Genomic DNA, 25821 nt, shown 5'->3' on the forward strand with positions numbered 1-25821 from the left:
TAAATTCTTTTCTCTTAGGGGATTTGACCCATGAGCACATTGACCAAAGGATGGCCTAAAAAAAACAAATCATTCATACCAAAACGAGTATGAATGGTCTTATGTTTTTCTACAAGAGCTATTATATCAGAAAATAGTTTGCTTTGCAAGAAAAATCCGGTTTTCATGTTAGGTTTTCTAACACGAAACGATATTGCAGCTCTAGATTTTCTTTGCTACAATGGAACTATCAGATAAATGGAGGTTGATCATGAAGAAAGTAAAGATGATTCAGGATATAAAAACTAACACCTCATGGCCAGTTCTTATTTCTACACTATTTTATGTATTATTAGCATCTCTCTTTATAGAAGGAGGCCTTTGGATTGGTAGTGAACTTGTGGGACCATTTTCCTTAGTGATAGGTTTTCTGGCGGAGTTCTTTTCACCAGGAAATGGGACAGCAAGTATTCAAGAATTTTTCTACCATTATCTTCTCTATTATGAGCTTTTCAGTTTTGTAATCATACTATTTCTCTTTATTTTTTGGGTGAAGGTCATAGAGAAGAATGCTTTATCAAGTTTAGGCTTTGTAAAAAGAAATTGGCTCAAGTATCTAGTCTGGGGGATTTTGATGTCCCTTGTTCAAATGGGAGTGATTGCGCTTATCTACCAGGTAAGTGGCATTGGGACTTTTGAATTAAATGAGCTCAGTTTAGAACCCATCCTCTTTATTCTAGGCTTATTCCCATTTTGGCTCCTTCAAGGAGGAACGGAAGAAGTGGCCACTCGGGGTTGGCTCCTAACTCGGATTGCAGCCAGAACTAATTTGCCTTTAGCAATCGCGATTTCTAGTAGTCTCTTTGGCATTCTGCATATGGGAAATGCAGGAGTGACCTTCTTATCCGTTCTGAATATCATCCTCGATGGAGTGCTAGCTGGTCTGCTTTTTATCTATACGGATAGTATCTGGCTAGTGGTCGCCCAACACGGCACTTGGAACTATGTACAAGGAAATCTCCTTGGTTTTCAAGTCAGTGGCACAGGCGCAGATGCGTCTATCTTTAGTTTTACCATGGGAGATGGACCTGACTGGTTGACTGGAGGGGCATTTGGAGCAGAAGGATCAATCATCACCACTCTGGTTCTTCTTGTATCCCTAGTGATTGTCTATCGCTTAGGGGAGAGGAAAGAAAAGTTTGCTGACTAACCTCTCTGTAATGTCTGAAAGTCATATAAGAAAAAGACAAACACCAAAAATGACGTTTGTCTGCATTTTGAGCCGAACACATAATGATGAGTTCGGCTTTTTCTATATAATAATGGGAATGGTTAGTATCACTTGTGCACCATTATGAATATTTTCTAAATGCATATTTCCATTATGAAGTTTCATGACACGTTTCACGAAAGATAAACCAAGTCCAAAGTGACTTTCTTGAGAGGGTGTTCTTGCTTGGTCCTCTTTATAGAAAAGATTTCCAGCATGTTGTAATACATTTTTTGAAAAACTAGATTGATTATTCCATATGGTTAGAACTAATCGATTATTTTCTTGTGACATTGTTAGCTGGATCTTTGCATCATTTTCTTTTTGATGCTGTATTGCATTATTAATAATATTGGTGATTGCTCGAAAAAATAGATTGGAATGAATGGCAATTTGTGTCGATGGAGTTACTGTATTTGAAAAAACAAAATGTGTATTTCTGGGGAGTAAAGGAGTGATATGTTCCTTCAATTGGTGAGCTACTTGTTTAATTGATATTTTTTCAAGTTGAATATCATGGTCGTAAAAGGTTTTGGAGTATTGGATAAAGTGGTTAAAATAATCGTTTAACTGAATACTTGCTTGCTCAAGGTCTTTAAGACATTCCATTGTTTGAGGTGTTTGCTCAGTGGATTGTAAGAATTCAGCATTTCCTCTGATAACAGTTAGAGGGCTACGAAGATCATGTGCAGCACTAGATACTTGAAACATGAGTTCTTTTTTTTGATCTTTTTCATTTTGAATTCTATTTTTTATATCAGATTGCATTTTTTCGATCAGATCATTTGTTTCAATGAATTCTTTAATCTGCAAATGGTGATGTTCATTTTTAGTGAAATATAGACCACTATGATAAACCATGTTCATTTCTTTTTGAATCTTGGTTAATAATTGTCTAATATTCATTACAATGATAAAAATTAAAATGATACAAAGATAAATCCAAGAACTGACGCTGAAAAATAAAGCAAAGCGATTGGCATTTTTCTCATTAATTCCAGATACAGAAGATAGAAGAGCTGGAACTATGTAAAAAAGTATCAGACATAGAAGAAATTGCCAAATGATTTTAAGATAGGTACGCTTAATGAGCTGTTTGATTGTCAATTCTTTTTCCATTTGTATCCTCCTCCCCAAACGGTTTTGATGGGGTCAATTTGATGAATCTTAAATTTTTGTCTAATTTGATAGATGTATTCAGTAATGGATCGTAGTTGTGCATCAGAGTCTACAGGATAGAGGTAATTGTAAAGTTCTTCTATGCTAAATATTCGGTTCTCATTTTTTGCTAAAAGATAAAGTAAATCAAACTCTCGCTTAGTTAATGAAATTCTCTTTGATTGATAATAAACTTCTTGACTATCTCGATAAAAAGTTATATTTGACTCCATCTCTTCTTTAGAGGCGTTGTGAGATCTTTCTTCCCTACGAAGATGCATTTGAATTCTTGCAATCAATTCCTTTATGCTGAATGGTTTTGTGATGTAATCATCGGCTCCGGCTTGTATTCCTTTTAGTAAATCTTCTTCAAAATCTTTGGCGGTTAGAAATAGAATTGGAGTAGTAATTTGTGAACGAATGGAACGACAGATTTCTAAACCAGAAATAGGCATCATGACATCAAGTAAAATTAGATCGAATCCAGTAAAGTCACAGATATTGATCTCCTCTATATTTTTACGAGTTTCCACGTGAAAGTTGTTCGCTTTTAATGCATTCGCTATTAATCGTAAGATTTTTTCATCATCGTCAATGGCTAAAATTTTATACTTCATAGTTCCTCCAATTATATGAGCATATTATAGCAAATCTAGAATGCAATTTGTTAGAAATGAAGAAAATAATTATTCTGATAATTTCCTGATTTTCTCCTGTTATACTTGCTCCAAGTGAAGGTGGAATTTCACTAAAAGTCAGAAAGGAAAAAGAATGAATGATAACAATTCAAAAGCTACATAAGGAATATAATAATAAAATTGTCCTTCAAAACGTGTCTTTCAAAGCTAAGAAAGGTGAGATTACTGGATTGATTGGACCGAATGGATCTGGAAAATCAACTTTAATCAGAATTTTACTTGGTTTAGAAAATAGTCAAATGGGCATGGCGTTAATCGATGGAAAAAAATACTCTCAATTGGGAGATAATCCTTTTTGTATTGTTGGATCATTCCTAGACAGTTGTCAACCTTATCCAACAAGAACAGGATTTCAGCATCTTCGGTGGATTGGCTTGGCTTGTGGCGTTGACAAAAATAGGTGCAACGAATGTTTAGAGTTGGTGGGGTTAAGTGAAGCTAAAAATAAAAAAGTAAAAGACTATTCATTAGGAATGAAGCAACGTCTTGGGTTAGCAACAGCCTTATTAGCAAATCCTGACATCTTAATTTTAGATGAACCAATCAATGGACTAGATCCAGAAGGAATACGCTGGGTACGCAATTTTTTGCAGTCTTTTGTCAATGAAGGTAAGACTGTATTAATGACAAGTCATTATATGAGTGAGTTAGAATTAACTGTAGATCATTTGGTTGGGATTTCTAATGGGAAGATTGTTATTGATGCTCCTACCAAAGACATTTTGAAACAGTTTGGATCTTTTGAGGAGGCATATTTTAAGGCACTCGAAGGGAAAGAAGGTGAATAATATGTTGAAGCGTTCCTTTTTTAGTGACCTCTATAAATATTGTAGTTTACCTACTTTTAAATTCACTTTTTTTCTTATTTTGGGAGTCAGCATATTTTTTTCAATTCAAAATATCCAGGTGATAAATGCTTTAGTAGAAGGAAATGGACAGGCTGTTAACCTTGATCCATCTATGCTATCATCGAATCCAGTCTATACAGTCAGAGATGCTCTCTTATCCTCACCCTACCAAGCAAGTGTTATTTTCTTACCAATCTTAGTTTCACTTGTTTATTCAACCCATTACCAATTTGGTGATGATAATTTTACTCAGTTATTGATCCCAAACTGGAAAGTTCGTCTTACTGGGTTTATTGCAAGTTCGGTTGTTTTATCGATACTTTCTACTTTAGTATTATCTATAGTAAATGCTATTATCTTACTCATTTTTCTAGATTCTACTTTAAAGAATTATTTAGAATTTACATTGTTCTTAGATGTCACGGTAAGAGTTATGATATTTGCAATCGTTCTTACTTTATTAGCTTTACTTTTCGTAATAGTAACGAAAAAATCAATGACTTCATTAATTGCAGACGTTTTGTTATTGGTAATCACTTTATCAGGTATTCTAAGAGGAATTTCTTCTAAAATAGAAAATCTCTTGCCTTTGATTGGAGCAAAGGCATTTGCTTTTGGCCGAATTGAAGGGATTCAAACGAGCCAATTTTATGGATTTACACTTTTAGTAGTAGAAGGAATCTTGTTCTTGGTATTCATAATGCTTGTAGAAATGATTCGAATGAGGAGGAAGAATGGCAAGAATATTTTTTAGTCTTATCGTCAAAAAATATAGTTTAAAACCCGTAAAGTACCAGATAGCTATACAGTCACTTTTGATAGGTTTTGTGTGTCTCTTAGGTGTTTTACCAGTTTCAATCAATGATACTGTTGTACAATTATCTATAAAGCAAGCTCTTGTTTTTGCGTCAATGCTCTCTGTTAGTATTGGGTGTGTTAATGCATTTGTTGAGTTACAATCACACGAAACAAAACTGGTTTATTTGGTAAGTGGAAAAAGGATCTTAAGTTCAATTCGGATCCTGTTCGTAGAATTATGTGATGTAGTACTACAATCAACCTTGTATTTCATTGTACTGCTTGTATGGTTTCATTTTTTTAGTAGCGAAAATGGTGTCAGTTTAGAACTTTTCAGTTTCTATTTGATTGGCTCCATCCAATATTTTTTAATTTCTTACTGCTTAAGTTATTTTTTCAAAAGTCCAATGGGGAGTTTAGCTATTTTGCTGCTATTTCCTATTTTGGTACAACCATTCATAGAAAGAGTAGCGGAACCATTGACTAGTTATCTATTTTATAATATTATTGCGGAAACAATATTAGGGAGAGTTTCCTCTTTGCAACTCTGTACTTACGTTATTGGACTTGTATGCTCACTTGGAGCAACTCTCTACCTCTTAGTAAGGAATCAAGAAGTTAAGTAGTAAATTGATTTCGTAAAAATGATACCGATGAGCAAACCTTGCTAATTTTGTATATCATGGACACTGATGTTTATTACGTATTGCATGGTTTTAGAATAAAAGACAAGACTTTCGAAGTAATTGCGAGAGTCTTGTTTAGTTTTTATGCTAATGCGTGTCCAATTAATTAGATTGTAATTCGCTCATGTACCAATTTAATGGATCGTTCTGTAACCTGTTGTCTTCTCTCTTCATTCCTCATCACAGAGAATTCTGGTGATTTATGGTAAAATAAGGTCTATATATGTGAGGACAAAGAGATGATTAATCGAATTACAGATAACAAATTTAAACTAGTATCCAAATACCAACCGTCTGGGGATCAACCGCAGGCCATCGAGCAGTTGGTAGATAACATCGAGGGTGGTGAGAAGGCGCAAATCCTGATGGGAGCGACTGGTACGGGGAAGACCTACACTATGAGTCAGGTCATTGCCCAGGTCAATAAGCCGACCTTGGTCATCGCCCACAATAAAACGCTAGCGGGCCAGCTCTATGGGGAGTTCAAGGAATTTTTCCCTGAAAATGCGGTCGAGTACTTCGTATCTTACTACGATTACTACCAGCCTGAAGCCTATGTGCCATCAAGCGATACCTATATCGAAAAGGATAGTTCGGTCAATGATGAGATTGACAAGCTTCGTCACTCAGCAACCTCAGCTCTTTTAGAACGAAATGACGTCATTGTCGTTGCGTCTGTTTCTTGTATCTATGGTTTGGGTTCGCCTAAGGAATATGCTGACAGCGTAGTGAGCTTGCGTCCAGGTCTCGAAATTTCTCGTGATAAACTGCTGAACGACTTGGTGGACATACAGTTTGAGCGCAATGACATCGACTTTCAACGGGGAAAATTCCGTGTCCGTGGGGATGTGGTGGAGATTTTCCCAGCCTCTCGTGATGAGCATGCCTTTCGAGTAGAGTTTTTCGGAGACGAGATTGACCGTATCCGTGAAGTTGAAGCTCTAACTGGTCAAGTTCTCGGTGAAGTGGACCATTTGGCGATTTTTCCAGCCACTCACTTTGTGACCAATGACGACCATATGGAAGTGGCCATTGCCAAGATTCAGGCTGAACTGGAAGAGCAGTTAAAGGTCTTTGAAAAAGAAGGCAAGCTCTTGGAAGCCCAACGCCTGAAGCAACGGACCGAGTACGACATTGAAATGTTGCGAGAGATGGGCTACACCAATGGGGTGGAAAACTACTCCCGTCATATGGACGGACGGAGTGAAGGTGAGCCACCTTATACCCTTCTTGACTTCTTCCCAGAAGATTTTCTTATTATGATTGACGAAAGCCACATGACCATGGGGCAAATCAAGGGCATGTACAACGGAGACCGCTCGCGCAAGGAGATGTTGGTCAACTATGGCTTCCGTTTGCCATCTGCTTTGGATAACCGGCCTCTGCGTCGTGAAGAGTTTGAAAGCCACGTCCACCAGATTGTCTATGTCTCTGCGACACCAGGTGACTATGAGATGGAACAAACGGACACTATCATCGAGCAAATCATTCGTCCGACAGGTCTTCTGGATCCTGAGGTGGAAGTACGCCCGACTATGGGGCAAATGGATGATCTCCTGGGTGAGATCAATGCGCGTGTGGAACGTGGAGAGCGGACCTTTGTTACGACCTTGACTAAGAAGATGGCAGAAGATTTGACGGATTACTTTAAGGAAATGGGTGTCAAGGTCAAATACATGCACTCGGATATTAAGACCTTGGAGCGGACGGAGATTATTCGTGATTTGCGTTTGGGCGTCTTTGATGTCTTGGTCGGAATCAACCTCCTTCGGGAAGGGATTGACGTACCAGAAGTTAGTCTGGTGGCCATTCTCGATGCGGACAAGGAAGGTTTTCTCCGCAATGAACGCGGACTCATCCAGACTATCGGTCGTGCAGCCCGTAATAGCGAAGGTCATGTCATCATGTATGCGGACACCATGACCCAGTCTATGCAACGTGCGATTGATGAAACAGCCCGGCGTCGTCAGATCCAGATGGCCTATAATGAAGAGCATGGCATTGTGCCACAAACCATCAAAAAGGAAATCCGTGATCTCATCTCTGTTACCAAGGCGGTGGCCAAAGAAGAGGACAAGGAAGTGGATATCACCAGTCTCAACCGCCAAGAGCGTAAGGAACTGGTCAAGAAACTGCAAGGTCAAATGCAAGAAGCCGTGGAAGTGCTTGATTTCGAACTGGCAGCACAGATCCGCGATATGATGTTGGAAGTCAAGGCCTTGGATTGAGGGATAAATATGATCGATTTAAGAAAACTAATAGAAGAAGATTTGGTGCCTTTGTGGGAAATTGCTTATTCACAATCTAATCCAATTTGGAAGCAGTATGACGCTCCCTATTATGACGATTATCAGTATTTTCCTAATTTTCAAGAATTTAAACTACAAAAATTAGAATCCACTCTAAACAACTCAAATCGCCTTGGTATTTTTGTTGATGATAAACTAGTTGGGACTGTTTCGCGCTACTGGGTATGTAAAGAAACAAGATGGATGGAATTGGGAATTTGTATTTATGATAACAAATTTTGGAACTCTGGAATTGGAAAAGCTGCTATGCTACAGTGGATAGATCGGACATTTCAGGATTACTTGGAGTTGGAGCATCTTGGTTTAACAACTTGGTCAGGAAATTTTGGTATGATGAAATTGGCTGAAAAATTAAGAATGAAAAAAGAAGCTCATATTCCAAAAGTTCGTTATTATCAAGGTGTTTATTATGATAGTATTAAATACGGCATTTTGAGAGAAGAATGGGAGGAAGCAAATGGTCATCACTGTCAAACAGATGGAAACTCCTGAAGAGATAGAAGGCAAGTCCCTCGTTCATTGGCAAACGTGGAGAGAGGCTTATGATGACCTTTTACCCGCGGATTTTCAGGAGACGATGACATTAGAAAAATGTCGATTCTTTATTCAAAAATATCCAGAAAATACCTTGATTGCGATGGATGGAAAGAAGGTTGTTGGATTTATCAGCTATGGAAATTACCGTGATGAGACCATTCAAGCTGGTGAAATCATTGCCTTATATGTTTTAAAAGATTACTATGGAAAAGGTGTGAGTAAAAAGTTAATGCATGCTGCATTTGTTGCTCTTGATCAATTCTCTGAAATTTATTTATGGGTATTGAAAGATAATAAGCGAGCCATTGCTTTCTATCAAAAAATGGGTTTTACTTTTGATGGCCAAGAACAAATACTTAAACTTGGAAAACCTGTTAAGGAATTGCGGATGATATGTTCTTCAAATAAAAATTCCTAAAGGACCTATCTATCAATCTTTGAACCATTATTAATTAATCAAGTAAAAATATAAAAGAGATAGAATGAACCAAAGAGATGAAGGAGAAGACGAATGAAGATTCTAGTCATCAATGGGCATCCGGATAAGGAAAGTTACTGTCAGGCAATTTTTAAAACCATTGTCGAAACAATTGACTCAAATCGCCACGAGCTTAAAGTGATTAATCTCAATGAAGAGGACTTTGATCCGGTTCTTCGCTATGGCTACCGAAAGCGGATGGAGGAAGATTCCTTTATCCTTCGTTCTCAAGAATGGATCCAGTGGGCGGATCACCTGATCTTTGTCTATCCCATCTGGTGGAGTAGTATGCCTAGCCTTATGAAGGGCTGGATCGATCGGGTCTTTACACCGGGGATTGCTTACTCGGCCAATGACCAAGGAAACTTTATCTGGAATTACCTCAGAGGTAAGCAATTTAAGAAGTTGCTTAAAGGCAAAACAGCTAGTATCTATGCGACCTCCATGGCGCCTACTTGGTGGTACAAGATCTTTTCAGGCCCTCTCAACATTCCGGATAGTTATGGCATCTCTGTTTTGAAGAATGCCGTCTTGAACCACTGTGGGATTAAAACCAAGCGCGTCTGCATCTTAGGAGAAGTCGGCCGCGATGTGAATACCGCTAGCATGCGGGAACTGCATCTCAAAAAGGTCGCAGCAGAAGTGAAAAAACTCTGAGTAAATCCTTAACGTTAGGAAATGAGGGTAATGAAGCAGAAGAAAAATACTGTAAAGAAGGTCAACCATGAAAATAGAATAAAGAGTAAAAGAAGCTGGTTAGATCGCTTAAACCTGTGGCTTGAAAAGCATTCAGGTATTGGTATGCTTTTGGATTTTATCATGTTTTTAGCAATGGGAGCGGCCCTAGGTGTCTTTCTTTTTGACAATCATCTAATCCCAAGGACTTACCGTGATTTTAATTATCTATTTCCCTTATTTATGAATCTATATTTATTGCTAAATGGATTGTATTTTAATGTCTTTCGAGTGCAGAAAGAAGACCGAGCTTCCATTGAATTTTTCGCAACCGTCTTTTTGTACGTGAATGCAATTACGTCTGTTGTGCATATTGGGTTTGGGATCAAAGGACGACGTATGGGAGATTATATTCCAGCACTTTACACCTTGAATCTGAAATACATCTGGTTTCCTATCGTGACCTATGCGATCTTCTTTATTCTAGCGGCCTTGACCTTATTCATAATAAAATTGAGGAAAAAGAAGAGAAAGCAGGAATGATTAAACTCATAAAAGTATTTCAAATTATTTATATTCTTTTACTGACTTTCATGTTTGCCAACTTCCTATTAGGATTGTTTGGCTACGCATTTACTCCACTTCTTTGGAATCCCTGGCTGTATCTTGGAGCAGTGACGGCTTTTAGTCACATCTGGTATCACTTCTATCGAAATCATGCTCCAAATTGGAAGAATCTTGTTAGTGTTCTTTTGAGTCTCTTTGATATGGTGATTCTGGTATTTTTCATTGAGTTGATTTTTACCTTTGATGGCCAGGGTCCGGTTACGATTCACTCGGAATATTCGTTAAAAGAGGAGACCATTATCTTTGAGAGAGGCTTTCTTTTGGATATTTTTGATGAATACCATGAGCTGGTAAATCCCTTTGCGATGAAGAAAGAAGTAAAGAAAAAAGTTTATTTTGATTGATGTATTACATCATAGAAAGGAAATATATGTCACGTACAACGCCTACTACACTGTGCAATCTTTGCATGGTCGAAGATCTTGAAAATGGGAAAGTAGTCCTCCAATACCGCTCACCTGAAAAGACTCACTGGGCTGGCTATGCTTTTCCAGGTGGCCATATAGAAGAAGGAGAAAGTCTTGCAGAATCCGTCATTCGTGAAGTTTACGAAGAGACAGGACTGACAATTGCAGATCCAAAACTGGTCGCAGTCAAAGACTGGCCACAAGATGAGGGCGGCCGCTACATCGTCTTTTGCTACAAAGCGACAGAATTTACAGGCCAGCTAAGATCGTCTGAAGAAGGAGAAGTTTATTGGGTTGAGAAGGATCAATTAGAAAAGTTGGACTTGTCCTACGATATGCTTCCTCTGCTGGAAGTGATGGAAGACCCGGACTTGTCAGAGTTCTATTATCGCAAACGGACAGACGATGATTGGGAAAAATTAAGATTTTAAGGAAAGGGCTAGAGGTATCTAGCTTTTTTTGCTTGTAAGGTGAAAGAAGAAAGAATATTCCATTCGTGCTTGAATCTGCTCAGAAAAAGTACTATAGTATAAGCATAAAATACAATTGTAATCTTTTATACTGTGAATGGAAAGAAGGCAAGATATGAAATTACAATTTAGAATCCTTATAGGAATTTGCTTCTTGATCGGTGCCTTAGTCTTTGCCTTTCAAAAGGAATGGTTATACGCTTTGCTGTTGCTTTTAGTTGGGGCTTCTTACCTTTATAAAGGAGTGCATCGATGAAGAGTGAGTGTTTAAACATCAAGGGGCTAAATGTTTGGTATAAAAAAGACAAGCCCGTTATTAAAGACACGAATGTGCTTGTACCCAATCATTCTGTAGTAGGGTTGATTGGTCGAAATGGAGCAGGGAAGACAACCTTGCTAAAAGCCTTAAGTAGTGTCTTTGATCATCGGCAGTATGCAGTTGAGACTGTTACTATAGAAGACAAGGCGACCTCTTTTCATACGAATTTCTATAAGAGCCGTACTTATACAGTTTTTACTGAAAACAATAGTTTTTTAAACTGGGATTTTGTTCATTATTTTAATTTTGTCTGTCGTTTGTATCATCGAAAGAGGGATGAAACGTTATTGCAGGACCTGATCTCAGGCTTTCATTTTGAAGAATTTCTCAATACCGATATCGGTAGTTTGTCAACGGGAAATAAGAAGAAAGTCTTCCTGATCACAGCTTTTTATCTCAAACCTTCCCTCCTTATTTTGGACGAACCATTTGATGGCCTTGATTTTGATGCGACAGAATTTCTATATGGTTTACTATTGCAGTATAAAGAAGAAGGCGCTATTCTGATGAGTTCGCATATAGCAGAGAGTATCGTTCGAGTCTGTGATACAGCTTATACTATTGAAGATGGTCACCTAGACGCGATCGAATCGAATTTAGAAGATTGGTTTCATGACGTCAATCGTCAAAGGGGGTAGAGCATGCTACTAGCAATTTTTAGAGATTTGGTATCCAAAAATCGGCTCTTCTTGTTCTTGACTTCCTTAGCCTTTGCTCTTTATTACCATCTTGTTGGGGCCAAATTTTCTACGAGCTTTCAAGTTTTCTTGATCAGTACGGCTATTGTCACTGCTCTATCAACCTTTCAATTGTTGTATTCCTACTTTTCGATGGACAGGGTCCAGGCCTATTACCAGCTTCCGTTGTCTCTCAATCGTTTCAAAGGTTCTTTTCTGACAGTAACCTTTCTTCTTAATTTGCTGGAGCGCGTGCTGTTATTGATCCTCTTTTTGGGAGTCAAGTTAGACCTGCCACAATCCTTTAAGCTTGTCCTCCTATCTTTACTGGTGGTATTGAGTGTGTTTTATGTCTTTATCCAGTTCAATACACGGCCCAGTTTTCTAGGAGGGGTGCTCATTTTTGTAACGACTGTTCTTACAGTATCTTCTTTATGGGTCCAACAAGTGTCCTATATGATCTTACTGTCAGCCCTCCTTGCTGTCTTAATTTTTAAAAATGAGGACCTGGTCGCGATTTCAAAAAATGATCAGTTGCTCGTCGCAAAGAGAAGAAGTGGAAATTATTTTTGGATTTCCTTGTTTCAAGAGCGCTATTTTTCCATCAATTTTGTCTTTACCCTCATCTTCCTCCTTCTCATTCTGATACAGGATTATGATGCTCCTTTAAAAATCATCATTCTTTTAACGATGGCTTCTGTCAATACGCCATTAACCACCCTCATTTCCGCGGATAAAGATTTGATTGATCATGTTAAGTCCCTTCCTAAGAGTCGCTTCTTTTACTTGATGTATTACCGTGTATTGCTGACTTATTTCTTAGCTGTGAATCTATTTGTTGCTCTACTATTAAAAATGGTGGTCCTGCCTGACTTGGGGATTCTATTTTTACTAGGAGTCATGATTCTAGCAGTAGTGGAAGCTGTTTTGCACTTACTTATTGAAATCTATTTCCCTTTAAGAAAATGGAATTTAAAGAGGGAATGTTGGAAGCACCCACGAAAATACATTGTTCCTAGTATCGTCTTCTTACTTAGTTGGAGTCTCCTTTTCTGTTTCTAAGGAATTGCTCCTTCGCTTGTATCTATACCTTAATTGTAGTATGATAGAGGAGTTGAAAAGATGCTAGAAAAGGTGGCAAGTAATATGAAAGATTTTCACTTTGATGCAATTGCTGCATTTGAAAATTATGAAATCGAAAAGATGAGAGATGGCCATGTGGTGGTGACAACCAAGGTCGTGGAATCATCGCTCAATTATTATGGAAATGCGCACGGAGGCTATCTCTTTACCCTGTGTGACCAAGTCAGTGGGTTGGTCGTGGTTTCTCAAGGGGTCGATGGGGTAACCTTGCAATCCTCAATCAATTACTTGAAAGCAGGGCGTCTAGGTGATGTCCTCACGATCCATGGTGAATGTGTCCACAGTGGACGGACGACTCGAGTTGTGGATGTCGATATTACCAATCAAGACGGAGCCAATGTCTGCAAGGCAACCTTTACGATGTTTGTTACGGGAGTGAGAGATGAATCCGCACAAGTACGCATTTAAAAACTATATTTTTGATTTTTATGGAACCTTGGTCGACATCGAAACGGATGAGTCGAGTTCCCTTTTATGGGATACCATGGCTCAGATCTACCAATCCTACGGGGCAAGCTACACAGGAGAAGGCTTGCGACTGCGTTATAGAGAGTTGGTGCAACAAGCCGAAGAAGACTTGGCTAAGGAAAAACAAGTTGCCTACCCAGAGATTGATCTTACAGTTATCTTTGTGCAATTGTATTTAGAAGGCCATCCAAGCGGGAATAGTGTTGTCCACCTCAAAGAGTGGGGACGTTTGATTGCGCGGACTTTCCGTGTCCTTTCTCGCAAACGGTTGGAGCTTTATCCTCACACGAAAGAAGTATTAGAGGATATGAAAGCTGCAGGTTGCCGGATCTTTCTCTTATCCAATGCCCAAGCGGATTTTACCAATCCGGAGATTGATTTGGTTGGTTTGAGAGAACTTTTCCATGCCATTTACTTGTCATCTGATGCAGGTATTCGCAAACCTCAGCCAGAGTTTCTCTTGGAAGTGATGAAAGAACACCAGTTGAACCCTGAGAAAACGGTCATGGTGGGGAATGACTTTACGACAGATGTCGCCGTGGCCCAAAGTATCGGGATGGAGAGTATCTTGATCAATACCTTCCCATATTCTGATGTTGAACTTCGAGAGAAGAATCAAGCAGGTGTGCGCGTGATTCAAGATATTCGAGAATTACAGGAAGATTGAAAAATATCATCTATGTAGGGAGGCCAAGTCGCCTCCATTTTTCTTGAAAATGCTACAGTCGAGCAGGATTTGTCAAATTTTCGCTTTCATGGTATACTATGAAAGTTAATTTGAATAAGGAGATAAAAATGAATAACTTACCAAACTGTCCAAAATGTAACTCTGAATACGTCTATGAAGATGGAGCGCTCTTGGTGTGCCCAGAGTGTGCGTATGAATGGAACCCAGCTGAGGTCGTAGAAGAAGAAGGTGTTGTAGCCATCGACGCGAATGGAAATAAATTGGCTGATGGCGATACAGTGACCTTGATCAAAGATTTGAAAGTCAAGGGTGCACCGAAAGATTTGAAACAAGGTACGCGTGTGAAAAACATCCGTATCGTGGAAGGAGACCACAACATCGATTGTAAAATTGATGGCTTTGGCGCAATGAAACTCAAATCAGAATTTGTGAAGAAAATCTAAAGATAAGAGGAAGGGCCTAGCCCCTTTTCTTTCAGGAGAATGCTATGAAATTCAAACTATTATTTAGCTATCGTTTTCTATTGTTTATCTTAAGTGTGCTCGGAGTTTATCTGCAACTGACCAAGCATGGTGGCTTTGGCATGATGCTCTATTACACCATTTTATCCAACATGTTGGTCATGTTCTTCATGGGAGATATGGTTTGGCGCATGGTTCGAGGTCGTTCGACCCAGACTCAGGGCTACCTTCGTATGAAAGGCGCAGTTACCATGTCCATTATGATTACCTGTGTCATCTACCACTTTATGTTGGCGCCTATTGCGACACCAGAGAAGTTTTATCGTTTGGAAAACTTCCTCTGTCATTACATCGTTCCTTTGATGTTCTTCTTTGATACTCTAGTGATTGATAAAGCCAAGCAATACCGTAAGCTCGATCCCTTCCTTTGGACCTCGATTCCCCTGGCTTACATGCTCTTTGCCCTTCTCAATGGATTGGTCTTGAAGTGGCCAATTCCAGGTGCAAAAGATAGTCCCTTTGCCTATTTCTTTATCAATGTGAATAAATACGGCTGGGCCTTTGTTGGCAAATGGGTGGTGATCATTTTTATCGCCTACCTCTTAGCTGGCTATGTGCTCTATGGGATCAAAAATATCAAGCGAAAATCGGCTGTTTCTGAGTAAAAGCCGAACGTTATTCGGATGAAAAGAAATATTTTTAAATTTTTTTGAAAAATGTTGAGTTTTTTCTTGCATGTCGTTTGAAACTGTGATATAGTTATCTCAATTAAATAAATCCTTTAATCCTGTCCCGTGAGGCAGGCAAGGAGACTGTGAAAAACAATGGCTAGGACCATAGAGCGAGACTCTATCCTCTTAGACCATTCATTTGCTGAACCTCCTTGAAAAAGGAGGTTTTTCTTTTACAACTAAGGAGGACTGAATGAAAACCAAAGAAGTCGTTGATGATTTGACGATGAAACGGGCCATTACCCGTATCACCTACGAAATCATTGAACGAAACAAAGATTTGAGCCAGATTGTGCTGGTGGGGATCAAGACGCGTGGTGTTTACATCGCTCGCCGGATCCAAGAACGCCTCTCTCAGCTGGAACAAATCGATGTCCCTGTAGCAGAACTAGATACCAAGCCTTTCCGAGATGATATGAAGGCGACAGAAGATACAACGGTCTTACCAGTTGATATCGCTCATAGAGAAGTTATCTTGATCGATGATGTTCTCTATACAGGTCGCACGATACGCGCTGCCATTGATAATCTGGTCAGTCACGGTCGTCCTGCTCGAGTGAGTCTTGCGGTTCTAGTAGACCGTGGGCATCGGGAGTTGCCGATTCGTCCAGACTTTGTTGGGAAAAATATCCCGACAAGTAAGTCAGAGGAAATCATTGTCGAGATGGTGGAGCTAGACGGTCAAGACCGCGTCCTCATCAAAGAAGCTTAAACAAATTGTAAATTATTTGCATTCACATTATAAAAGGAGAATCAACATGTCTGAAAATCAAATCGCTCTTAAAAACCTTGTCTCAATGGAAACTCTTACCAATGAAGAAGTAATGGCATTGATCAAACGTGGGATTGAGTTCAAAAACGGAGCTAAAGCATCCTACGAAGACCAACACATCATCTCTAACCTTTTCTTTGAACCTTCAACTCGTACCCACAAAGCCTTTGAAGTGGCAGAGTTGAAATTGGGATGTGATCTCCTTGACTTTGATGTGAAGACAAGCTCTGTGAACAAAGGGGAAACACTTTACGATACCATCTTAACCATGTCAGCTCTTGGAGTAGATGTCTGTGTCATCCGTCACCCTGAAGTCGACTACTACAAAGAATTGGTTGAAAGTCCAACGATCACTGCATCTATCGTCAATGGTGGGGACGGTTCAGGTCAACACCCAAGCCAAAGCTTGCTTGATTTGATGACTATCTACCAAGAATTCGGTCACTTTGATGGTTTGAAAGTTTGTATCGCTGGGGACTTGGATCACTCACGTGTGGCAAAATCAAATATGCAAATCTTGAAACGTTTGGGAGCAACCCTCTACTTTGCAGGTCCAGACGAATGGAGAAGTGCGGAATTTGAAGACTATGGAACCTTCGTCACTATCGATGAAGTCATTGAAGAAGTGGATGTGATGATGTTCTTGCGTGTGCAACACGAACGTCATGATTACGAATCACTCTTCTCTAAAGAAAACTACCACCGTCTTCACGGTTTGACACAAGAACGTTATGACCGTATGAAAGATACTGCGATCTTGATGCACCCAGCACCAGTCAACCGTGACGTTGAAATTGCGGACCACTTGGTAGAAGCTCCTAAATCACGTATCGTAGAACAAATGACTAACGGTGTCTTTGTCCGTATGGCCATTATTGAAGCCGTCCTTAAAGGTCGCGGTGCAAAATAAGATAACTGACAATTCATTGAAAGGAAAGAAAGAGGACAGAGTAGAGAGCTACATGGAATCTGACTTTCCTTTTTTTGAGGAACTATGATAAAATTGGACTAGTGAAAAAGAAGGGAGGGGTTCGATGAAACGATTATTGGTCCTAGAGGATGGGACTGTATTTGAAGGAGAAGCCTTTGGTGCAGACTTATATGTGACTGGTGAATTGGTCTTTACGACAGCCATGACAGGCTATCAAGAATTGATCACGGATCAGGCTTTTAGTGGCCAGATCCTCTCCTTTACCTTTCCAGTTATTGGCGCAACAGGGATCAATCGAGATGATTCTGAATCGATTACTCCCACTTGTTTGGCAGTAGTGGTTCAACATCTGGTGGAGATGCCGAGCAATTGGCGGCAACAGATGACCTTGGATGAATTCTTGAAGCGAAAAAAAATCCCTGGTATTGTAGGGATTGATACGAGACAGGTGGCAAAAATTGTCCGCAAGTATGGACGGATGAAGGCGACTGTCATTAACAAGGGGGATTCAATTGAGCATATTTTGGATCAGTTGCGAGCGACAGTCCTTCCCAAAGACCAAGTGCGTCAAGTCTCGACAAAAACAGCCTATGCTGTACCAGGTTTTGGAAAGAGTATTGCCTTGATCGATCTAGGGGTCAAGCACTCTGTCTTACGCCAGCTGAGTCAAAGGGACTGTAATGTCACGGTCTATCCCTATGATATCTCTTATGATGAACTGATGGAACAGCAGCCCGATGGCGTTATTTTATCCAGTGGGCCTGGAGATCCCCATCAGGTGAAAAAACTCTGTCGCTTGATCCAAAAAATCAATGGTCAAATTCCGATCTGGGGCATGGGCTTGGGAGCACAGGTACTGGCTCAAGCTTATGGAGCGGAGCTAGCTCCCATGGAAGTTGGACACTTCGGATTAAATATTCCTGTTCGTGAAATTGCGACAGGAAAAATCGAGATAACGAGTCAAAATCACTTGTATAGTATCGCACGCGATAGCCTACCCCATGATTTATTGGTCACGCATGAAAACGTCAATGACCATAGTATCGAAGCTTTTCGCCATCGTTACCAACCGATTTTAGGGGTTCAATTCCAAGTGGATGCTAGTCCAGGGCCAAGGGAAAATCTCTATTTTTACGATGAATTTTTAGAGTTGATTGATGCCAAAATTCACGAAAGTAGAAGGGAGAAGGAATGATGAAAGAAAACCAGAAATTGCTTCTCCTATTTGGAGATTCTTATCAGGATATTAGCCTCTTGGCTGCGGTAAATGAAGCACAAAAACTGAATGCCAAGAATGGAAATGCTCTTGTCCTTTATCTGGGTGAAGAAAATGCTATCACACAGGAAGCTGGAGAACAGGTTGTAGTCAGTAAGCTCAAGTTGGATGCTCTTAGGACGACTCTTCTTTCCTATACAGGATCTCGTTTGCTCCTAACCTTTGCGGATAAACAGATTTTGAACCTCTTGTTTCGTTTGGAAGAAACTGGATTTTTCAAAGACGCATCGATCATGATTATCGGACCGAGCCTCCAACGCTACCGTAGTTTTTATCAGCAGGCGGATCAACGACGCCTCTTTCAAGAGTTGGGCTATCAGGTACCCGCTTCCGCACTGGTTGGTTCGGTTCGCGAAGCCATCGAGTTTTCTGAAGGCATTCAATTTCCCATTATGATCTGGCCGGTAGCGAGTAAGCAAGGGCAGGGGCGAAAGATTGCTCATAACCTGGATGACTTGTGCGAAGCAGTAGAAACGGGACTTTCTGTCTCTCCAAGTCAGCAGTGTTTGCTAGAATTTTCGACCTATGGCTTTAAGGAACTGGATTTTGTCGTCATGCGGGATCGCGAAGACAACCACTACCTGGCGTCCTCTATTGAAAGCATTGATCCTGTCGGGATCCACTCTAGTGACTCTTATCAATTTATGCCAGCGGTTACCCTGACTGACCGGGAGTTTCAAAATCTTCGTGAAGCAGCGATCCACATCAGTCGCTATTTGAAGCTGACAGGAGCCATTTCGATCAAGTTTGCTTTGGATCCGACGAGCTATGCTTTTTATATCCTAGAAGTTAATCCATTTGCTTCAGATAGTATCTCGATGGCCTCTATGGGCTTGGGCTATTCCTTGTTTGAGCAAGGAGTACAGTTGCAATTAGGGCGGTCTCTCGAGCATTTGCCTCATCCCCTATTAAAAGATCTAAAGGCTGTTTACGAACCGAGTTTGGACTATATCTTCTTTAAGATCCCGATTTTTTCTGATGCTGCTAAAAATGCCCGCCTCAATACCCAAATTCACTCTTATGGGGCAGTTTATGGATTTGGGAAGAGAATCGATGAAGCTTATCAACAAGCTCTAGAAACCATTAAAGACAAGAACTTGCTGACCATCCTTCCTGAGGAAATGAGCGATGATGAATTAATCCAGAAAATTGCTCGTCATATGCCCCACCGGCTCTTCTATATCTTAGAAGCCTTGAAACGTGGTTTTGAGTTTGAGGAACTCTTGGATTTGAGTAAATTAGCACCTGTCTATTTGCAGGTTCTAGCCAACCTTGTAGCAATGGAAAAAGCGGAAAAAGTTGCAACAAGCCCAGCCTTTCTTCCGGTTGATCCATCAGCTGGCTTATATGAGGTCAAAGCGGGAGCAGCCTATTATCTGACCCAGAATGGAACCAATGAATCATTGGCTTTGGACGCAGCTTGTGTCTTGGTGGATGATCTAGAAATCCGCGATGAGCGTTTTTACCAAAAGGTGAGAAAGCTGGTGAAAGAGCTGAAAGAAAAAGGACAACAGGTGATCTTACTCACGAATCGTCCTTTTACAGAATCTTTGGCAGATAAAGTCTATTATCTTCCGATCAATGAGACAAGCCTTCATTTGGTTCAGACCATTGATCAAGTCAAAGATATTGTCAAGCTTTCTAATCTACAATAAAGGATCCGGACAATCAATCCGAATCCTTAGATTGAAAATAAAATTATATTTTAAAACTTTCCTTAGGTGAGTACGGACGTCAGCGAACTTCGAAGAAGTTCCATGACTTAGTTTTGAGCCTGAGGTCTCAAAACTCCCGAGTGCTAGAAACAAGTGTGTTTCTAGCACTTTTCTCACAGCGGAAAGTTTCGGTACATTCTCAATGATATTTAAAGGATTTGGATGTATAATCCGAATCCTTTTTTGTTTCTTATTTTTTGGTCACAATACCGATAATGGTATCAACTGCGCGTTCCATGGTTTGGAGACTTACGTATTCAAAGCGACCATGCATGTTTTCGCCACCGGCAAAGATATTAGGTGTTGGAATCCCCATAAAGGAAATTTTAGAGCCATCTGTACCACCGCGGATCGGTTCAATGATTGGAGTGATTCCAAGATCTTCCATGACTTCCTTAGCAAGGGTGATTGGTGTCATATCTTTTTCAATCACTTGCTTCATGTTGTAATACTGATCTTTGAGGGTGAGGAGAACGCGTTCGCTACCGAGCTCCGCATTCATCTGATCGGCAATAGATTTCATAAGGTCTTTGCGTTTCTCAAAGCTTTCTGTTTCAAAGTCCCGAATGATATAGCTAGCACTTGCTTCCTCGACAGTTCCATCGATGTTCATCAAGTGGTAGAAGCCTTCATAGCCTTCGGTTAATTCTGGACGTGCTCCTTCAGGGAGTTTGTTATGGAAATCAATGGCCAATTGAAGAGCGTTGATCATTTGACCTTTGGCTGTACCTGGGTGGACATTGCGTCCTTTGAAGGTGATTTCAGCCCCAGCTGCTGAGAAGGTTTCGTATTGAAGCTCTCCGAGAGGACCACCATCAACAGTATAGGCAAAGTCTACATCAAAATCCTCTGCATCAAATTGATCTGCACCGACTCCGATTTCTTCATCTGGACCAAAGCCGACACGGATTTCTCCATGTTTGATTTCAGGATGAGCTGTCAGGTATTCAATAGCTGTCATGATTTCAGCGATACCTGACTTATCGTCTGCCCCCAGAAGAGTAGTACCATCCGTTGTGATCAAGGTTTGTCCCTTGTAGTTGTTCAAATGAGCAAAATTGGCTGGATCGAGTGTGAAACCAGAGTCACCAAGGGCAATGACACCCCCATCATAATTCTCAACGATTTGAGGATTGACATTTTCGGCATTGAAGTCAGCGGTATCCATGTGAGAGATAAATCCAATCTTGCGTGTAAAGCTTGGATCATTAGCTGGAAGTGTTCCAATAGCATAGCCGTTTGGCAAATAGTAGACGTTTTGAAGGCCCATGCGTTTCATCTCAGGGATCAAGACGTTTGTTGCAAAATCAACTTGTGATTGGGTACTTGGAGTGGTTGTAGAATTTTCATCTGAACGTGTGTTAACTTTTACATAGGTAATAAAACGGTCCAACAAATTTTGGTATTTCATGATCATTCTCCTTTTTCAGTTTCAATTAATTTGTGAATAGCATGGGCCACGCCATCCTCATCATTGGTCAGGGTGATGAAGTCTGCGATTTCCTTGACAGCAGCATTGCCATTTCCCATAGCTATGCTGTAACCAGCAAAACGGAGCATTTCAAGGTCATTGTTTGCATCTCCAAGAGCCATGACCTGGTCTCTCCTGTAACCTAATGTTTGACTTAATGCTTGAAGAGCAGAAGCCTTGCTCGCGCCTTTTGGCAAGATTTCAAACAAGATATCCTGTGAACGAACAGTGTTAAAATCGGCCTCTAATGCAGCCTCATTCTGATCTTGGAAGTCATCAATAGCAGAAGGATCTCCCACGTACATGGCTTGAAAAATAGGAACAAGGTTGGGCAGATCCTCTTCTGAGACAAGTGTCGGTTTACTATTAACAATGCCCGCATCCATAGTAACAAGTTCACTGGCTTCAGGTGCGACTACTAGGTAGTGATCCATATCAAATAAGGTTAGCTGGACGTCTGTATCTTTTGTCAAAACATGCAACCGGTGCATGTCCTCAAGGCTCAATTCTTCCTTGCCAATGATTTCCCAATTCTTAATCGACAAGGTTGTACACCCGTTATTAATAATCATATAGTAGTTGCCATCAGGGAGTCCAATCTCTTCAAAGATGGGCCGTACACCCGCTAAGGGGCGCCCCGTACAGATCACAATGTCATAGCCGGCTTCATGAGCCCGGTGAAGGGCTTCAATATTTCCTGTCGATAAAGTCTTATCCTCATGCAAGAGGGTGCCATCCAAGTCAATCGCGATTAATTGAATCATTTGATTTCCTCCAAATCAAGAGGAACAAAGCCATCAATCACTTTTCCAATCACCCCAGGTTCCTCATCTAGTGGAATGATTTGATCACTATATTTCTTATTAAGGGAAACCAGTCGAATACCGTTGGCCTCACGAAATACCCGTTTGATCAAGGTCTGCCCATCAAAATCAATGGCATAAATAGCCCCTGCTTGATCGTAATAGGTTTGTTTGATTAAGACAACGGCCCCTTTTTCGTATTTAGGCTCGAGGGAATCCGTATGAATCCAAAAAGCCAAATCGTAAGGAATCTTTTGATCAAACCAGACGATATCAGCTTGCTTTTGATTTTGGTAAGCTGCAAAAGAATCATAGACAGAATACGAGTGGTATTGCTTTTCAATTTTCTGTCTTTCTTTTTGATGGGTCAAGAGACTCTTTCCATAAGAAAGAAGATTTTCTTGATTTCCTTCATCGAGCTGTTTATATAATCGTTCAATCTCTGAATCAATGACCACAAAATCATTGCGCAATCGAGGGTCAATTTCAGCAACTGCTACCTGGAAAAAGGCTGCAATCTTCTCTAAATTTTCGGGAACGGGAAGAGAAGTTCCTTTTACATATCCAGTCAGGGTACTTGCAGGGATTCCAGTAATACGAGATAATTCGATCTGCTTTTTTCCCTGTTCTTTCAGTAATTCTCTGATCTTTTCCGATATAATCCGTAATGCCTCTTTGTCTTGAGGACTTGCTTTTCCACGACCTCTGGCCAACGTACTCACCTCCTTGTATTTACCCTTACTATTATAATGAATTAAATCGAAAAAGTAAATAGAAATCCCTGAGAAATGCGAAAAAAGATGAATTTGATCTAAATCGTATTTTCTTTTTTTGAATTTTATCAGGTATCCCTTTACTTTTTGAGGAAAAAGGTCTAAGATTATACCGAAGAGTTCATGGAGGTGGAGCTATGATTCGTAGCGTTCAAGTCAAAGATGCAGGTCAGATTAGAGATTTATGTCACCAAGCATTGGGGTATGATTCGACCCTTGAAAAAGTGGCAGCTCAGATTGATAAATTTAATTCGCCAGATTCGGATCATTTTTGCTTTGTTTATGAAGAGGAACAAACAGGCCATATTCTTGGTTATGTGGAAGCGGAAGTTTATGAAAGTCTCTATAGTGACGCTGGTCTAAATGTTTTGGGACTTGCTGTTTTCCCTTCTGCTCAAGGACGTGGGATCGGTCGCCAATTGATGGAGCGAGTTGAAGAACTTGCCAAAAGCAAGCATTATGCTTTTATCCGTTTAAATTCTGCCTCTCATCGAAAAGAAGCTCATGTCTTTTACGAACGGATTGGATATGAGGGGAATAAAACACAGAAGCGATTTTTGAAAATAATGAATTAAGATAGGCAAAGGCCTATCTTTTTTGTTATAATGAAGAGTACGATTAAATTTACTAGGAAGATGATTATGCCAAATTTTGAAGAATTAAAAAAACGACAAGAGAAGATTCGGAACTTCTCGATCATCGCCCATATTGACCATGGAAAGTCAACCTTGGCCGATCGAATTTTAGAAAAAACCGAAACCGTGTCTAGTCGGGAGATGCAAGCCCAACTCCTAGACAGTATGGACCTAGAGCGGGAACGTGGGATTACCATCAAGCTGAATGCCATCGAGTTGAACTACACGGCTAAAGATGGGGAAACCTATATCTTTCACTTGATTGACACACCAGGACACGTGGACTTTACCTATGAGGTTTCGCGGTCGCTTGCTGCCTGTGAGGGTGCCATTCTCGTAGTAGATGCTGCTCAAGGGATTGAAGCTCAGACACTAGCCAATGTCTACCTTGCTTTGGACAATGATTTGGAAATCCTGCCAGTTATCAATAAAATCGACTTGCCAGCTGCAGATCCAGAACGGGTGCGCACAGAAGTAGAAGATGTCATCGGGTTGGATGCTAGTGAGGCAGTCTTAGCTTCTGCCAAGGCTGGTATCGGGATTGAAGAGATTTTGGAGCAGATCGTTGAGAAAGTTCCAGCACCGACGGGTGATGTTGAAGCCCCTCTTCAAGCCTTGATCTTTGACTCTGTATATGATGCCTATCGTGGGGTAATCCTTCAGGTCCGAGTGGTCAATGGAATGGTCAAACCAGGCGATAAGATCCAACTCATGAGCAATGGTAAGACATTTGATGTCACCGAGGTTGGGATTTTTACTCCTAAAGCAGTTGGACGCGATTTCCTTGCAACTGGAGACGTTGGCTATATAGCGGCCTCTATCAAGACCGTTGCGGATACCCGTGTCGGGGATACGGTGACCCTAGCTTCCAATCCGGCAAGTGAGCCACTACATGGATACAAGCAAATGAACCCAATGGTTTTTGCTGGTCTTTACCCAATTGAATCTAACAAATACAATGATCTTCGTGAAGCTTTGGAAAAATTGCAATTGAATGATGCCAGTCTTCAATTTGAACCGGAAACTTCTCAAGCCCTCGGTTTTGGTTTCCGTTGTGGTTTCTTGGGGCTCCTTCATATGGACGTTATCCAGGAGCGTTTGGAGCGTGAGTTCAATATTGACTTGATTATGACGGCACCGTCTGTTATCTACAAGGTTAATTTGACAGATGGAGAAGCACTGGATGTCTCCAACCCTTCTGAGTTCCCAGATCCAACCAAGATCGCTTCGATCGAAGAACCGTATGTTAAAGCCCAAATCATGGTGCCACAAGAGTTTGTCGGGGCGGTTATGGAATTAGCCCAACGGAAACGCGGGGATTTTGTGACCATGGATTACATCGATGAAAATCGGGTAAATGTCATCTATCAAATCCCACTGGCGGAAATTGTCTTTGATTTCTTTGATAAATTGAAATCCTCTACTCGTGGCTATGCGAGCTTTGATTATGAGTTGTCTGAATACCGTCCTTCTAAATTGGTTAAAATGGATATCCTTCTTAATGGCGATACTGTCGATGCCCTCAGCTTTATCGTTCACAAGGATTTTGCCTATGAACGTGGTAAGTTAATCGTTGAGAAACTCAAGAAGATTATCCCTCGTCAACAGTTTGAAGTGCCTATCCAAGCAGCCATCGGTCATAAGATCGTGGCCCGTACAGATATCAAGGCCCTTCGTAAGAACGTCTTGGCCAAGTGTTATGGTGGGGACGTCTCACGGAAACGTAAGCTTCTTGAAAAACAAAAGGCTGGTAAGAAACGGATGAAGGCAATTGGATCTGTAGAAGTACCACAGGAAGCCTTCTTATCTGTCTTGTCAATGGATGAAGAATAACAATTAGAGAGTGGGACAGAAATCGGTAATTCGTTAGAATTCGATTTCGTCGTCCCACCTCCGCACAGTTGAGTAGGGCTGTAAAAGCTGATGAAATCAGCGTAGTAGAGCCCACTCAACCACTGCGTCTTGCTCGACAATCCAAAAACAATTGAGAGGCTAGGACTTTTGTCCCAGCCTTTTGT

29 protein-coding genes are annotated in these 25821 nt (G+C 40.6%); 23 read left to right on the forward strand and 6 right to left on the reverse strand.

Annotation, left to right across the window (positions count from 1 at the left end; all coding sequences use genetic code 11):
* Window positions 1-14 precede the first annotated feature (14 nt).
* Window positions 15-167 carry a hypothetical protein gene (locus tag SM123_RS05180; RefSeq protein ID WP_320909138.1) on the reverse strand — a complete coding sequence of 51 codons (153 nt, stop codon included), beginning with the start codon at window positions 165-167 and terminating at the stop codon, window positions 15-17.
* A gap of 83 nt (window positions 168-250) precedes the next feature.
* Between SM123_RS05180 and SM123_RS05185 the strand changes: the two genes are divergently transcribed.
* Window positions 251-1189 (forward strand): CPBP family intramembrane glutamic endopeptidase, encoded by a 939-nt coding sequence (locus tag SM123_RS05185; RefSeq protein WP_320909139.1) that lies wholly within the window; start codon window positions 251-253, stop codon window positions 1187-1189.
* Between the two features lie 102 nt (window positions 1190-1291).
* Here the strand turns inward: SM123_RS05185 and SM123_RS05190 are convergent, their stop codons facing one another.
* Complete coding sequence (locus SM123_RS05190) at window positions 1292-2368, reverse strand: sensor histidine kinase (protein WP_320909140.1); 1077 nt, start codon at window positions 2366-2368, stop codon at window positions 1292-1294.
* Window positions 2353-3024 carry a response regulator transcription factor gene (locus SM123_RS05195; protein WP_070662304.1) on the reverse strand — a complete coding sequence of 224 codons (672 nt, stop codon included), beginning with the start codon at window positions 3022-3024 and terminating at the stop codon, window positions 2353-2355. Before SM123_RS05195 ends, SM123_RS05190 begins: the two co-directional genes overlap by 16 nt.
* Window positions 3025-3182: 158 nt before the next feature.
* On the opposite strand from SM123_RS05195, the gene SM123_RS05200 reads away from it, so the two are divergent.
* From SM123_RS05200 to SM123_RS05295, 20 genes are all read left to right on the forward strand, one after another.
* Window positions 3183-3893, forward strand: coding sequence for an ABC transporter ATP-binding protein (locus SM123_RS05200; protein ID WP_023918267.1), 711 nt, complete (start codon window positions 3183-3185; stop codon window positions 3891-3893).
* Between the two features lies 1 nt (window position 3894).
* Entirely contained in the window at window positions 3895-4707 is an 813-nt protein-coding gene (locus tag SM123_RS05205) for a hypothetical protein (RefSeq protein ID WP_320909141.1), read from the forward strand.
* On the forward strand, window positions 4688-5377 hold the full coding sequence (locus tag SM123_RS05210; RefSeq protein ID WP_151378828.1) for a hypothetical protein: 690 nt from the start codon (window positions 4688-4690) through the stop codon (window positions 5375-5377). Before SM123_RS05205 ends, SM123_RS05210 begins: the two co-directional genes overlap by 20 nt.
* Before the next feature lie 299 nt (window positions 5378-5676).
* The gene (gene uvrB, locus SM123_RS05215) at window positions 5677-7665 is read left to right on the forward strand and encodes an excinuclease ABC subunit UvrB (RefSeq protein ID WP_320909142.1); all 1989 of its coding nucleotides are present in this window, start codon (window positions 5677-5679) and stop codon (window positions 7663-7665) included.
* Between the two features lie 9 nt (window positions 7666-7674).
* Window positions 7675-8238 carry a GNAT family N-acetyltransferase gene (locus SM123_RS05220; protein WP_320909143.1) on the forward strand — a complete coding sequence of 188 codons (564 nt, stop codon included), beginning with the start codon at window positions 7675-7677 and terminating at the stop codon, window positions 8236-8238.
* Window positions 8204-8701, forward strand: coding sequence for a GNAT family N-acetyltransferase (locus SM123_RS05225; protein WP_320909144.1), 498 nt, complete (start codon window positions 8204-8206; stop codon window positions 8699-8701). The genes SM123_RS05220 and SM123_RS05225 overlap by 35 nt, the downstream gene beginning before the upstream one ends.
* 93 nt (window positions 8702-8794) lie before the next feature.
* Window positions 8795-9418, forward strand: coding sequence for an NAD(P)H-dependent oxidoreductase (locus tag SM123_RS05230; protein ID WP_320909145.1), 624 nt, complete (start codon window positions 8795-8797; stop codon window positions 9416-9418).
* A 30-nt stretch (window positions 9419-9448) separates the two neighbouring features.
* Complete coding sequence (locus SM123_RS05235) at window positions 9449-9979, forward strand: hypothetical protein (protein ID WP_320909146.1); 531 nt, start codon at window positions 9449-9451, stop codon at window positions 9977-9979.
* Complete coding sequence (locus tag SM123_RS05240) at window positions 9976-10407, forward strand: hypothetical protein (RefSeq protein WP_320909147.1); 432 nt, start codon at window positions 9976-9978, stop codon at window positions 10405-10407. The genes SM123_RS05235 and SM123_RS05240 overlap by 4 nt, the downstream gene beginning before the upstream one ends.
* Before the next feature lie 26 nt (window positions 10408-10433).
* Complete coding sequence (locus SM123_RS05245; protein WP_320909148.1) at window positions 10434-10901, forward strand: 8-oxo-dGTP diphosphatase; 468 nt, start codon at window positions 10434-10436, stop codon at window positions 10899-10901.
* 291 nt (window positions 10902-11192) lie between these two features.
* Window positions 11193-11897, forward strand: a complete 705-nt coding sequence (locus tag SM123_RS05250) for an ABC transporter ATP-binding protein (RefSeq protein ID WP_320909149.1) — start codon at window positions 11193-11195, stop codon at window positions 11895-11897.
* Between the two features lie 3 nt (window positions 11898-11900).
* On the forward strand, window positions 11901-12998 hold the full coding sequence (locus SM123_RS05255; protein ID WP_320909150.1) for a hypothetical protein: 1098 nt from the start codon (window positions 11901-11903) through the stop codon (window positions 12996-12998).
* 84 nt (window positions 12999-13082) lie between these two features.
* The gene (locus SM123_RS05260; protein ID WP_003016342.1) at window positions 13083-13487 is read left to right on the forward strand and encodes a PaaI family thioesterase; all 405 of its coding nucleotides are present in this window, start codon (window positions 13083-13085) and stop codon (window positions 13485-13487) included.
* A complete protein-coding gene (locus SM123_RS05265; protein ID WP_320909151.1) occupies window positions 13462-14214 on the forward strand; it encodes an HAD family hydrolase in 753 nt (250 codons plus the stop codon). The genes SM123_RS05260 and SM123_RS05265 overlap by 26 nt, the downstream gene beginning before the upstream one ends.
* 128 nt (window positions 14215-14342) lie before the next feature.
* The gene (locus SM123_RS05270; RefSeq protein ID WP_009731127.1) at window positions 14343-14678 is read left to right on the forward strand and encodes a zinc ribbon domain-containing protein YjdM; all 336 of its coding nucleotides are present in this window, start codon (window positions 14343-14345) and stop codon (window positions 14676-14678) included.
* Between the two features lie 44 nt (window positions 14679-14722).
* Window positions 14723-15361 (forward strand): Pr6Pr family membrane protein, encoded by a 639-nt coding sequence (locus tag SM123_RS05275; RefSeq protein ID WP_129824599.1) that lies wholly within the window; start codon window positions 14723-14725, stop codon window positions 15359-15361.
* Between the two features lie 259 nt (window positions 15362-15620).
* Window positions 15621-16139, forward strand: coding sequence for a bifunctional pyr operon transcriptional regulator/uracil phosphoribosyltransferase PyrR (gene pyrR, locus SM123_RS05280; protein WP_003001719.1), 519 nt, complete (start codon window positions 15621-15623; stop codon window positions 16137-16139).
* A 46-nt stretch (window positions 16140-16185) separates the two neighbouring features.
* The gene (locus tag SM123_RS05285) at window positions 16186-17109 is read left to right on the forward strand and encodes an aspartate carbamoyltransferase catalytic subunit (RefSeq protein WP_003007497.1); all 924 of its coding nucleotides are present in this window, start codon (window positions 16186-16188) and stop codon (window positions 17107-17109) included.
* Window positions 17110-17233: 124 nt separating this feature from the next.
* A complete protein-coding gene (locus SM123_RS05290) occupies window positions 17234-18325 on the forward strand; it encodes a carbamoyl phosphate synthase small subunit (protein WP_061590598.1) in 1092 nt (363 codons plus the stop codon).
* The gene (locus SM123_RS05295; protein ID WP_320909152.1) at window positions 18322-20061 is read left to right on the forward strand and encodes an ATP-binding protein; all 1740 of its coding nucleotides are present in this window, start codon (window positions 18322-18324) and stop codon (window positions 20059-20061) included. Before SM123_RS05290 ends, SM123_RS05295 begins: the two co-directional genes overlap by 4 nt.
* A gap of 250 nt (window positions 20062-20311) precedes the next feature.
* Here SM123_RS05295 and pepT read toward each other — a convergent pair whose 3' ends face one another.
* From pepT to SM123_RS05310, 3 genes are read right to left on the reverse strand one after another with little or no spacing between them, the layout of a single operon-like run.
* Window positions 20312-21532, reverse strand: a complete 1221-nt coding sequence (gene pepT / locus SM123_RS05300) for a peptidase T (protein WP_320909153.1) — start codon at window positions 21530-21532, stop codon at window positions 20312-20314.
* 2 nt (window positions 21533-21534) lie between these two features.
* Window positions 21535-22356, reverse strand: a complete 822-nt coding sequence (locus SM123_RS05305) for a Cof-type HAD-IIB family hydrolase (protein WP_315376393.1) — start codon at window positions 22354-22356, stop codon at window positions 21535-21537.
* Window positions 22353-23108 (reverse strand): LexA family transcriptional regulator, encoded by a 756-nt coding sequence (locus tag SM123_RS05310; RefSeq protein WP_031577084.1) that lies wholly within the window; start codon window positions 23106-23108, stop codon window positions 22353-22355. The genes SM123_RS05305 and SM123_RS05310 overlap by 4 nt, the downstream gene beginning before the upstream one ends.
* A 197-nt stretch (window positions 23109-23305) precedes the next feature.
* Between SM123_RS05310 and SM123_RS05315 the strand changes: the two genes are divergently transcribed.
* Both SM123_RS05315 and lepA read left to right on the forward strand, forming a co-directional pair.
* Window positions 23306-23743, forward strand: coding sequence for a GNAT family N-acetyltransferase (locus SM123_RS05315; protein ID WP_195326822.1), 438 nt, complete (start codon window positions 23306-23308; stop codon window positions 23741-23743).
* Between the two features lie 66 nt (window positions 23744-23809).
* Window positions 23810-25636 carry a translation elongation factor 4 gene (gene lepA, locus SM123_RS05320; protein ID WP_031577086.1) on the forward strand — a complete coding sequence of 609 codons (1827 nt, stop codon included), beginning with the start codon at window positions 23810-23812 and terminating at the stop codon, window positions 25634-25636.
* Window positions 25637-25821 lie beyond the last annotated feature (185 nt).

It is taken from the genome of Streptococcus sp. S5 (genome assembly GCF_034134805.1).
In the GTDB taxonomy this organism is placed as follows: Bacteria; Bacillota; Bacilli; order Lactobacillales; family Streptococcaceae; genus Streptococcus; species Streptococcus lingualis.